The organism is Streptomyces echinatus (assembly GCF_014203595.1).
Taxonomy (GTDB): domain Bacteria; phylum Actinomycetota; class Actinomycetes; order Streptomycetales; family Streptomycetaceae; genus Streptomyces; species Streptomyces echinatus.
Map to the genome: position 1 here is coordinate 1 of NZ_JACHJK010000041.1, position 11,252 is coordinate 11,252.

General features: G+C 68.8%; 11 protein-coding genes. 8 read left to right on the forward strand and 3 right to left on the reverse strand.

Features of this window, described 5'->3' with window-relative positions:
• The 6 genes from FHS34_RS41685 to FHS34_RS43280 all read left to right on the forward strand — a co-directional run.
• Window positions 1-850: sigma-70 RNA polymerase sigma factor region 4 domain-containing protein (locus FHS34_RS41685; protein WP_313149778.1), on the forward strand; the 850-nt coding region annotated here is incomplete at its 5' end.
• Entirely contained in the window at window positions 847-1,689 is an 843-nt protein-coding gene (locus FHS34_RS41690) for a hypothetical protein (protein ID WP_184976130.1), read from the forward strand. The genes FHS34_RS41685 and FHS34_RS41690, both read left to right, overlap by 4 nt.
• A 526-nt stretch (window positions 1,690-2,215) precedes the next feature.
• Window positions 2,216-2,746, forward strand: a complete 531-nt coding sequence (locus FHS34_RS41695) for a lamin tail domain-containing protein (protein WP_184976133.1) — start codon at window positions 2,216-2,218, stop codon at window positions 2,744-2,746.
• Window positions 2,747-3,033: 287 nt separating this feature from the next.
• Entirely contained in the window at window positions 3,034-3,666 is a 633-nt protein-coding gene (locus tag FHS34_RS41700; RefSeq protein ID WP_184976136.1) for an HNH endonuclease family protein, read from the forward strand.
• 325 nt (window positions 3,667-3,991) lie between these two features.
• Entirely contained in the window at window positions 3,992-5,629 is a 1,638-nt protein-coding gene (locus FHS34_RS41705) for a restriction endonuclease fold toxin-2 domain-containing protein (RefSeq protein WP_184976139.1), read from the forward strand.
• Window positions 5,630-5,656: 27 nt separating this feature from the next.
• Window positions 5,657-6,091: a hypothetical protein gene (locus FHS34_RS43280; RefSeq protein ID WP_184976142.1), complete on the forward strand. Its 435-nt coding sequence runs from the start codon at window positions 5,657-5,659 to the stop codon at window positions 6,089-6,091.
• Here FHS34_RS43280 and FHS34_RS42130 read toward each other — a convergent pair.
• The 3 genes from FHS34_RS42130 to FHS34_RS41720 are packed head-to-tail and all read right to left on the reverse strand — an operon-like array spanning window position 6,067 to window position 9,394.
• The gene (locus tag FHS34_RS42130) at window positions 6,067-6,438 is read right to left on the reverse strand and encodes a DUF6207 family protein (RefSeq protein WP_225817981.1); all 372 of its coding nucleotides are present in this window, start codon (window positions 6,436-6,438) and stop codon (window positions 6,067-6,069) included. The genes FHS34_RS43280 and FHS34_RS42130 overlap by 25 nt on opposite strands.
• A gap of 45 nt (window positions 6,439-6,483) precedes the next feature.
• Window positions 6,484-6,660: a hypothetical protein gene (locus tag FHS34_RS41715; RefSeq protein ID WP_184976145.1), complete on the reverse strand. Its 177-nt coding sequence runs from the start codon at window positions 6,658-6,660 to the stop codon at window positions 6,484-6,486.
• Window positions 6,644-9,394 (reverse strand): tetratricopeptide repeat protein, encoded by a 2,751-nt coding sequence (locus FHS34_RS41720; RefSeq protein WP_313149779.1) that lies wholly within the window; start codon window positions 9,392-9,394, stop codon window positions 6,644-6,646. The genes FHS34_RS41715 and FHS34_RS41720 overlap by 17 nt, the downstream gene beginning before the upstream one ends.
• 291 nt (window positions 9,395-9,685) lie before the next feature.
• Between FHS34_RS41720 and FHS34_RS41725 the strand changes: the two genes are divergently transcribed.
• Together FHS34_RS41725 and FHS34_RS41730 are read left to right on the forward strand one after the other, a co-directional pair.
• Window positions 9,686-10,366: an HNH endonuclease family protein gene (locus FHS34_RS41725; protein WP_184976149.1), complete on the forward strand. Its 681-nt coding sequence runs from the start codon at window positions 9,686-9,688 to the stop codon at window positions 10,364-10,366.
• A 508-nt stretch (window positions 10,367-10,874) separates the two neighbouring features.
• Window positions 10,875-11,252 (forward strand): RNA polymerase sigma factor (locus FHS34_RS41730; protein WP_184976152.1); only part of this gene is annotated, 378 nt, incomplete at its 3' end.

Genomic DNA, 11,252 nt, shown 5'->3' on the forward strand with positions numbered 1-11,252 from the left:
GCTCCCACAAACTGTCAGGCACCAACCGCTCGACAAGCTCGCTCGCCATACAGCCAGCATCCCGCAAGATCACACCAAACGAAATGGCCTGTTAGGCGACCTCAGCGTCGAGGTGCCCCTGGCGAAGTCAAAGCTTTCCGAACTGCTCCGTGGAGCCAACCTCTACCCCCGCTGGGAGATCGTCTCCCGCCTCGCCACCCTGCTCGGCCTGCCCTACGTCCCACTGCACCGGCTGTGGAAGCAGGCCGCCCTCGAGGCCCACAAGAGCCGCGACTGGGTCGACCGCTCCACCGACAACACCACCGCGCTGACGACCACGCACGCCGCACCCCCGATCGACCACCGGGCATTCTGCGAAGACGTCGAGCAGGACTACCTCCTGTACGCCCAGGCCTTCATCCCCGACGGCTGCCAGTGTGAAGCCGCCGTCACCGACACCTTCGACATCCTCTGGCTGTCCTGGAACGACGCCCTGGCCAGCGCCGACACCCGCCGCTTCGCCTGGGAGGTGCTGCGCCGCACCGTCATGTCCCGAACCCCCCACATCGACGGCCGCCCCTGCTTCAGCCAGGCCGCCTTCGACACCGTCGAGCTCACCTATCTCACCGATGAGGAAGCACGAACCCACCAGCTCACCGAGACCATCGCACTGTTCCAGGTGATGAGCCGGCTGCCCGTCAACCAGTTCGACGTGATGGCACTGCGCATCCTGTGGCGCATGCCCACCGAGCGCGTTTCCGAGCTGCTGGGCCTCGCACCGGCCCTGGTGCGCTCCAGCCAGCGCCATGCCGAGCACTTCCTGAAGAGCACCCTCTATCCGCTCGAGAACGACGAAGGGACAACTCCATGACACGCTTCGACGACCTGCTCTCCAGGGCCTGCCTCGTCAGGGAACGCACCGTACCCAAAGACGTCGTCCCCCTCTGCTCCTCGGACGCCTCCAGCCCGGCCCGCCCCTACGCGTACAACACCGACGCCGACTCCAAGGAAGCCGCCGAGGACCTCAAAGCCCTGTGCGAGACCGTCCTCACCCATACCCCGCCCACTACTCTCGCTGACTTCCTGACCGACCAAGTGCCCCAGCCACGCGGTGCCCTGGCCCTCGCCTGCATCCTGCAACTCACCGACACCGACGACGGTGCACGCATGTGGTGGCAGTTCGCCGCCGGCGCAGGCCAGCCCGCCGCCGCCTACTGCCTCTACCTCCACCACCTCGCCCAGGGCGAGCAGGTCACCGCCCAGTGGTGGCACCAGCAGACCGACGACCTGGAACCACCGCCCGAGCCGTCCACCTGCCACGGGCATCACAAGCGACGGCCGACCACGGCGTGGCACCCCGCTGCCAACACCGTTACCAGCACATCCACCACGACCCTCCTCCGAGTCCTGCGGCACCTGGCCAAGCACACCGTGCGCCCCCGGACAGCCGCCGTCACCGAGCTCATGACCTACGTCACCACAGCTGTCACTGCAGGGTGGCTCCGCGAACCTGACTCCGACATCCCCCTGCCCGGCCCGGACTTCGCTGACCGCATCACCGCGCTCTTCGAAGCGGCCGAGAACACGCCGGACATCTCCGACACCCTCCCTGCACGCTCCGCCGCCCGAGAACAAGCCCCCGACCCGGACCAGGCCACTCTCACCGTCTCTGCCGCGCGGCAGCACATCCAAGAGCCCGCACAACGGTGATCGGCTGCCCCCGGTCGAACTACTGATCTCAACGGGCCGAGACTGCCTTAACGCCGGGGCACCGCTCACCGCAGCGCAGCGGGCAAGCGGTGCCCTCGGAAGTTGACCGCCGAAGGATGCGCCCGGATCTGCCGGTGTCACTGTCCCCTGCACACGGGAGCGCGCCACGCCCTCTGGTCCGTCGGTATCACGGTGCCCCTGTTACTCACTTTCGGGTGAGTACTTCCAGAGTGGCGGGGTGGCGTGTGCTGGCGGTCCGCTGCCGCGGGCCGGTGTTCCCAAGAGCCCGGTACCCGACGGGCCGTCAAGCTGGCGCATCAACGCCATAAATGGACGATGCAGGCGAGAGTAATGGAAATATGTTGAAACAGTAACGGGCTTCGCGCTTTCCTCACAGTGGTGAAGGTGCGGGTTGCAGGGTGTGGGTGTGCGGCCGGCCGGCTGCACACCAGCACAACGCACCAGGCCGGACCGGGGGAACGTCCGTGAGCTCGGCCGGGGTGTGCGCACCTGAAGGGGGACCTTCGTGTCCGTTTCTTCTTCCGTCCGTCGTCTGACCGCCGCCGCGGCCGTGGCCGCCGCCGTCGTAGGAGCGGCGGCGCTGCCGGCGTCGGCCGCCGACCACCACCCGGGCCGACCGCATCACCCGGCGGTGTACATCAGCGACGTGCAGTACGACTCCCCGGGGCGTGACGACCGCTCCAACCGCTCCCTGAACAAGGAGTGGGTGGAGATCACCAACGACACCCGGCGGGCGGTGAACCTGGACGGCTGGACCCTCGAGGACGAGGACGGCCACATCTACACCTTCGACCACTACCGCCTGGACGGCCGCGCCACCGTCCGCGTCCACACCGGCTACGGCCGCGACACCAAGACGGACGTGTACCAGGACCGCCGCCACTACGTGTGGGACAACCGCTCCGACACCGCGACCCTGCGCAACGACCGCGACCGGTTCGTCGACGAGGAGTCCTGGGGCCACCACCGCCACGGCGGCGACGACCGGCATCACGGGGGCCACGACCGGCATCACGGGGGCGACCGCCGGGGTTGAGCTTCCTTCAGCCGGCGGTAGGTGACGCCGACCGGTGACACCGGCGTCCCCAGGGTGGGCTGCCTCCGAGCGGGGCAGCCCACCCCTTTGCGTGTCCTGGGCCCTGGCAGTGACCTGTGCGGAGGTGCCGCGTCTGCTCCGGACAGGGGCTCGAGGGCGGGCGTGAGGTGGTGGTGAAGGCGGGGTGGGGGAGTTGTCGTAGGTAGTCCACGCGCGTAGCGAAGGCTGCCGCGGCTGCGGTTGTCTCGTGTGCGCATCTCCAACCCCCCACACCCTTTGGAGACTTCATGCGCCACGCCGTCTTCGGCCTGCCCGCAACCGCCCTCCTGCTGCTCGGTGTCAGTGCCGCCCCGGCCCTGGCCGAGCCGCCCGCACCACCGTCCACGACGACCGCCCGGCAGGAGCTGGCCGCTCTCACCGTCGCCGCCCCGCATCCGATGGACGGCTACTCACGCGACAAGTTCGACATCTGGTCCACCCAGCCAGGCGGCTGCACCACCCGCCAGACAGTGCTGGCCCGCGACGGCAAAGACGTCCAGGACAAGCCCGACAGCTGCCAGCCCGCATCCGGCTCCTGGTACTCCGTCTACGACGACACCACCGTCACCGACGTAACCAAGGCCACCATCGACCACATGGTCCCCCTCGCCGAAGCCTGGCGCTCCGGCGCCGACGACTGGAGCGCCGACCAGCGCAAGGCCTTCGGCAACGACCTGAAAGACCCCCAGCTGCTGATCGCCTCGGAAGCCTCCAACACCTCCAAGTCCGACAGCGGCCCCGCCGACTGGAAGCCGACCAACCACGCCTCCTGGTGCACCTACGCCAAGGACTACACCCACATCAAGTCCGTCTGGAAGCTGACCACCACCGACCAGGAGGAGACGGCCCTGTCGTCCATGCTCGACACCTGCACCGACTGACGTTCGCCGTACTCCAGACTCCCGTCGGTCAGAGGCATCCGGTGCCGGCGGGACGGTAGGGCTCGTCGCACCACAGACGGTACGGTTCCGCGCCTCAGGGGCGCAGACGGATGTCGTGGCACAGTGCAGCCGGGCCCGGGGCAGCCCCGGGGCCCGGCCATACGCTCTGCGGCGGCCGTCGGCCCCGCATCGCGTCTGGCCGGAGCAAGTACGCCGCTAAGGGGGCCGTCATTGGCTCACCGTGACGCTGCTTTGAAGATCTTCATGCGATAGAACGGAGATCCGATCGCCCTGCTGCAGGGCGACTGAGCACTGGGGGGAACGTGTGGGGCTGTCACCGGACCTGAAACTGATCGTGGAGGGCATGGTCAAGGCGTCCATGACCATGGTGGACAAGGTCATGGTCGGCACCCGGGACACCGCTATCGCCCTCTTCCACGAACTCGATCGGCAGCACGGCATGGCAGGTGACGACGACGCGGGAAGCGCATTCGCGAAGGTCTACAAGCCTGCGGCGGCCACGACGCTCGACCAGATCGGCTTCAGTGCCTACGTGATGGGCGAGACAGGCAAGGGGCTGATGCGTACCTGCCGGGAGCTCATGGCGCAGGAAAGCAGCATCGCCTCCGCGATTCTCGGCAAGCAGGTGGACCTGACCTACGGCATGGGCAACCCCGCAGCGGACTGCTCGGAAAGCTTTCTGGGGCTGGGGCAGGAGCTGCCGGAGGTCGTCGGCGACACTGCGTGGTACGAGCAGTACGCGCCGGCAGGGCTGAGTGACCGATTCCGCGGCTCCCCGGAGAAGCTGCGGGATGTGGCGGGTACCTGGCAGCGCGGTGCGCAGCTGATCGCTCGCTTCGTCGAGGACGCGCAGGTCTGTGCGCACACCGCGGACAAGGCCCACACCGGGGAGGCCGCCGACACGTTCCGCAGCTACTTCAAAGGCTTCGTCGGCTTTGCCGCCCCGCCCGAGCAGGCTCATCCGCACGAGCCGCTGGTCGCCAATCTCGTGGCCGCCTGCACTCAGCTCGCCAAGGCATGCGAACGGTACGCCGATCACGTCGAGGCGGCCAACAGGCAGATCACCGAAGACCGGGTGGACCCCTTCCACGTGGACATGCCGTGGGACTCGCCCATGTTCGGCGGCAACGGTGACGACGGCGGCCTCCTCGACGCCGTCCTCGACGATCCGTACATCCACCGCCTCGGCGACGTGGCTCACTCCCTCGACGCCTCACAGAAGCGCGTCAAGCTCCCGGGCGGCTCCAGCGATCGCCCCGGACTTCCCGGCCTGCCGCTGCTGCCGCTCCCCGAACCCGTGCCCGTCCCGGTCCCGCTGATGCTCGCGTCGTACAGGGGCGCTCTACCGGGCGTCATACCGGCTGTCTACCGCGACCCTGACCCCAACCTCGCCTTCGGCGCCCCCCTTCCACCGGAGCCGGGAACCACCCGGTTGCTCAGCGTCGGCGAGCGGCAGGAGTTCGAGACGTGGGTGAACACGTTGCGCCCCATGGGGTTCGGTGGGCAGGGCACCAATCCGGCCGATCCCGCCAACGCCTATCAGCTGCGGACCGCGGGCTATCCCGAGCGGCTCATACCGCTGCCCGCCGCTGCCCGTAAGGGCGCCATCGCGGCCGACGGGATGCGGCCGGCCGACGGATACATGATCGACGCCAAGTACGTGAAGGACACCGACGACGAGTGCAAGAAGAACTCGTGGCGTACTCCCGATACGTTCCTACTAGAAGATAAATACGACAAAAACGGTAAAAAGAAGTGGAGTAAGAAAGACATCCTCATCGGCAAAGACGAGGACGAGCTCGACGACTACCGGCAGGCGATGACGCAGCACGAGCAGATCCGCGGCCTGGAGATCATCACCAACGACAACGACGCCGCCGCCTACTGGCAGACACTCATGGCGGCCCAGAACGTCAAGGGCACCACCCGCTACGTGCCCTAGCCCCGACAACCGAGGACGCCTCGCGCTGTGGACATCGACGAATACCGAACGACCTACCTGCTCTACGCACCAGCCAAGAACCCCGCCGGCTGGAACCTCGACCTGCCCACATTCGGCACCGCACTCGACGCCACCTTCACCGACGTCCGCTACGAAACACGACAGGGCAGACAGCTGCGCCTGTCCTTCTGGGCCGTGACGGACGACGGGACCGAGTTCACCGGATTCGCCAGCAACGAAGGCAGGGACACGGTCGTCCTCACGGACAACACCGCCGACGAAGCGGCCCTCTTCATCACCTGGCTCCGTGACTCACTGTGCCCCGCACCGGATCTGATCCGCTTCAGCTCCGAGCCCGCCGTTGAGCGCGGAATCGAGACGGACTGGCGCATGCCGGCGCTCGCAGACACGGCAAACATCGCCGAGGAACTGAAGCATCACCTCCGGATCGTCACCAGCTGACGGAACGACGAGGTGGCAGGGGACAGAAAGCCGGACGGCAGGCCCACAGGCCGGAAGCCGCTCAGCCCACGCCTCGTGAGGCGTACCAAGGGAGAGCTGCCCGCCGGGCCCGAAGGGGCAGAGGGTCTGGTGCATGTCAAGGAAGCAGCGCAGCCGGACCCCGGGCAGCCCCCGGGTCCGCTCGTGCGCTCAGTGGCGGTTGTCACCCACGCCGCCGCCAACGCCGTGTGGAAGGCGCCGGCGGTCTGCTTATCGGCAGCCGCGATGTTGACCACGATCAGGCCCAGCTCCACCAAGCGCCATTGCGGTCCAGGCAGGCGTTGCTTTCGGGACCGTAACGGTGTCACTACCTGCGGCTGCTCGGCAGCCGGGCTTGCGGCCGCGGGCGGTCGCTATCCGACCGCTCCGGTGCCGTCGCTTTCAGCCGCTGTCCGCCAGTGAGCGAGGTTGTTCTGGGTGGCGAGGGTGTCGGGGTGGTCGGGGCCCAGTATGCGGATCCGGTCTTCGAGGAGGTCGGCGTAGGCGGTGGCGGTTCCGGCCGCGCGCCGCCGTTTACTGATCTTGCTCATTCATCGGTCGATTCATTAACAGCTGCATCCCCCGCCAGTAGGCGACGTGGGGCCGGGTGGCGATGGTGTCGGGGTGGTCATAGCCCAGTACTCGCACCCGGTCGGCGAGGAGCTTGGCGAAGGCATCCGCTGCTCCGGCCGCATCCCCCGCCTCACCCTGGCACCAGGCGAGATTGTGCCGGGTGGTGAGGGTGGAAGGGTGGTCATCGCCCAGTACCCGCACCCGGTCGGTGAGGAGGTCGGCGAAGGCGGCCGCTGCTCCGGCAGCATCCCCCGCCTTCCCCCGCCAGTAGGCGATATTGCCACGGGCGGTGAGAGTGTCGGGGTGGTCTGGGCCCAACACCCGCACCACGTGCTCGACCAGCTCGGTGTAGGCGGCCGCTGCTCCGGCAGCATCCCCCGCCCTTCCCCGCCAGCGGGCGACATAGCGCCGGGTGGCGAGGGTGTCTGGGTGGTCATCGCCCAGTGCCCGCACCCGGTCGGCGAGGAGGTCGGCGAAGGCATCCGCTGCTCCGGCGGCATCCCCCGCCTCACCTCGAAAGCAGGCGACGTTGCCACGGGTGGTGAGAGTGGAGGGGTGGTCATAGCCCAGTACCCGCACCCGGTCGGCGAGGAGGTCGGCGAAGGCATCCGCTGCTCCGGCGGCATCCCCCGCCTCACCTCGAAAGCAGGCGAGATTATGCCGGGTGGTGAGAGTGTCGGGGTGGTCATCGCCCAGTACCCGCACCTGGTCGGTGAGGAGGTCGGCGAAGGCATCCGCTGCTCCGGCGGCATCCCCCGCCTCACCTCGAAAGCAGGCGAGATTGCCACGGGCGGAGAGGGTAGTGGGATGCTCATTGCCGAGCACTCGCTCCATGTGCTCCAGCAGCTTGGCGGATGCGGCCGTTGCTCCGGCAGCATCCCCCGCCTTCCATCGCCAGCGCACGAGTTCGCCCCGGACAGCGAGGGTATAGGGGTGCTCATCTCCCAGTACCCGCACCTGGTCGGCGAGGAGCTCGGCAAGGGAATCCGCGGCTCCGGCGGCATCCCCCGCCTCACCTCGGAAGCGGGCGAGATTGCCACGGGCGGAGAGGGTAGTGGGATGCTCATTGCCGAGCACTCGCGTCATGTGCTCCAGCAGCTCGGCGGAGGCGTCCGCGGCTCCGGCCGCATCCCCCGCCTCTCCCCGCCAGCGCACGAGTTCGCCCCGGACAGCGAGGGTATGGGGATGGGCCGGCCCCAGACGGCCGCGGGCGACACCAGCGATGCGCTGGAAATGCTCGACGGCGGCGACGACTTGGCCGGTGTTGCCCAGGCTAGAGCCGACGCGGACAAGCACCCCATGGACACCGTCGAACTCGTACAGGACGTCTTCCGCGTGGCCAGTGAGAGCGGCGGCGTTGGCACGCAGGGTTTGGGCGAGGGCGGTGTCGCGTTCGCTATCGGGCCAGACGGCCAGCAGGGCGTCGGCGGCGGCACGGGCCGTCTGCTGATTCTGGTCGGGCGTAAGGGCGTCGCGGACGGCTCGCTGGACGAGCTGGTGGACGCGGACCGCGGTGTGGGGTGTGTCGGGGGTGCGCTCGATGAGGCTGAACCGGCGCAGCACGCTCAAGGCCAGTCGGGCATCACGCTCCGGTACTTCCTGCTCGGGTGTGCCGGTGCCCGGACTTGCCGGTGTGGGGACGGGGGCGTTTGGGCTGGTGCGGTGGCGGTCGAGGTAGGTGCAGGCGGGGGTGCTGGTCAGGACGGTGTCGGGGATGCCGTGGGCGTCCAGGGATGCGGCGAGCTGGAGCAGGGGGCGGGCCAGTCCGACGGGTGGGAGGCGGTCGGCGTGTTCGATGGACAGTGACCAGGTGGCGGCCACCGCGAGGGCCTGCCCGTCGGGGAGGGCCGGGGGTGCGGCGTCGCGTAGTGCGGTGGTGCGGTCGGCGAGGATCTGCCGGTAGTCGGTGACGGGCATGCTCGTGTCGGTGAGGTAGGCGGCGGCCTGGGACAGGGCCAGCGGCAGGTGTCCAAGATCTTGGGCGAGGCCGGCGAGCTGCCCGTCTGACTCGGTGTGAGTGGGCAGGGCGCGGGTGAGGTAGGCGAGGGATTCGGCGGGGGTGAAGACGCCGACGGGGATGCGGTGGCGGCCGGTGGTCAGGGCGGCGTCCTGGCGGCGGGTGGTGACCAGGGTCCGGCCGGTGGGGCTGGTCGGCGGCCACAGGCCGTTGAGGTCCGCTGGGTCGGTCACGTCGTCCAGGACCGCCAGCCAGCGGCAGGGGCGCTGACCGGCTTTGGGCTCGAGCCAGGCCAGGAATGCGGTGGCGGCTTGGGGGTCGGCGGGGTCGGTGCCGAGCAGTTCGGTGGCGGCCTGGGTGTAGTCGGTGATGATGCTCTGGGGGGTGGTCGCGGTGATCCACACCAGCACGTCCAGGTTGCCGGCCTGCCAGGCGGTGCGAGCGTAGTGGGCGGCGAGCTGGGTCTTGCCGACCCCGCCCAGGCCCACCACCACCCCCGCCGGTGCAGGCTGTGTGACGACTGCGGCTCCGCCGTCGGCGAGCGCTGCTGCGAGCCGGGCGACTTCCGCGCGGTCCTGGAAGCAGACGGCCGAGGCAGGGATGGTTCCCACCTGGTGTGGCCACGAAGCCGGCGGTCGGTTCGCCATGGTCGTGCCTATGACGGTGCCGTGGAAGATGCCACCACGGAAATCGACATGGTCTCCGCCGACGGTGCCGGCTTCTGCGATGCCCTCCCAGGGCTGCCCCTGCTCCACGACTTACTCCTGTCCGACCCACACGGCATCCCGACCATACTCACCCACCGACCTCCAAGTGCGGCCCCTGGCTGAGCCGTTAAGCCCACTTGGCGATGGGTGGGACAACCGCACGGGAGCCTGCGCCACCGGCAACCGCCCGCAAGAACGGAGAAACGGCGGGCCGGGCATGCCGACCATCGGACTTACCGCCTGTTCGGGTGGAGCCGCTGGCGGTTGCCGGGCGAGTCGCCTGGGGGAGTCGCTACGAAGATCACGCACTGTTCGTGATCTTCGAGAGGACTCCCGCTCGTGCGATTCCTGCGTACCGCTGCCGCGGCTGCCGTGTTCGCTGCCCTCCTCGTCCCCGTGACCGCACACGCCGCCCCTGCTGCCCCGGCCCTTGCAGCCCCGGGCGACTCCGTCACCCTGCCCGTACGTGAGGCTCTGGCCCAGCTGGCGGTCCGGACCGAGGACCGCACCGGGTATGAGCGCACCAAGTTCAAGCACTGGGTCGATGCCGACCGGGACGGCTGCAACACTCGCTCAGAGGTCCTGAAGGCCGAGGCGGTTGTCGCGCCCGAGCAGGGTGCGGGCTGCAAGCTGACCGGGGGTGAGTGGTACTCGCCCTACGACGACCGCTACATCGCCGGGCCCAGCGGCCTGGACATCGACCACCTGGTCCCGCTCGCCGAGGCGTGGGACTCCGGCGCTTCGGACTGGACGGCGAAGGAACGCGAGGCCTACGCCAACGACCTCGGCGACGACCGCGCGCTGATCGCGGTCTCGGCTGCGTCGAACCGGTCCAAGGCGGATCAGGATCCCAGCACCTGGCTTCCGCCGGCGGCCGGGTACCGCTGCCAGTACGTCACCGACTGGGTGGCCGACAAGACGCGGTGGGGCCTGAGCATCGACACCGGCGAGCAGGCCGCGCTCACCGACGTACTCACCGCCTGCCCGAACGTTCCCGTCACCGTCACCGCGGCCCGCTGACCCGGTGCGGGGTCTCTGCTGAGACGCGCGGTGCCGGGGCGTCCCGACGCGTGGGGCGCCCCGCACGCGCTCGCGGGCCGGCACCGGGCGGGACTGCCAGGCTGTGCCGGGTTCGGCATGAGGTGGTGTGTTTCGGCCGTTGTTGACGTGTGAGTAGCTTGCCGGTGGGGCGGGCGGGTGCTTGCTTCGGAGGGCGTTTCGAGTAGATGTCACCCGTTCGTGTGTCACACCGGCGTGGACCTGCCAACGCGGATTCAGTGACGTGCGCCACAGGGGGCGTATTGCGCCGAGCGTGCGCCCCGCAGGGGTCGGCATAAAAGGGCAGTTCATGGCCTATGCGCACCGACTAGTTGATCACTGAACGCGTTCGTGGCTGTTCACTGAGTGATTTTCGACGTCTGGAGCATGCGTGTTCGGCGCCTTTCGCCGATTGAGTGGTCCTCACCACCGGGCGGGGGCAACAACGTTGTCCCCGCCCTTCGCTCCCACCCCTCAGCGAAGAGGACCCATGAACGAAGACGTACGCGCGGAGGACGGCGGCCAAGTCGCCGACGCCGACGCGGTACTGCCTCTGCCACTGGAGTTCGAGGCTCTCTACGTGGCCACCCAGGAGGCGTTCCACGACTACGCCCTGTTCTACCTCGGCGCCAACGACGCCGCCGAAGAGGCCGTCCACCGGGCCTTCCTGGAGATCCTCAACCACTGGAGCGCCCTGCTCGAGGAGAGCAACCTCCAGCAGCAGGCCTGGGCGATCCTGCGCCGGGTCGTCATATCGCAAGCCCTTGAGGGGTTCCGAAGGAAGCTCGCCCTGCTGCGCAGCGACATCGGCTTGTTCAAGGCGATGTCCAGCCTGCCGCCGCGCCAGTTCGACGTCATCGTCCTGCGG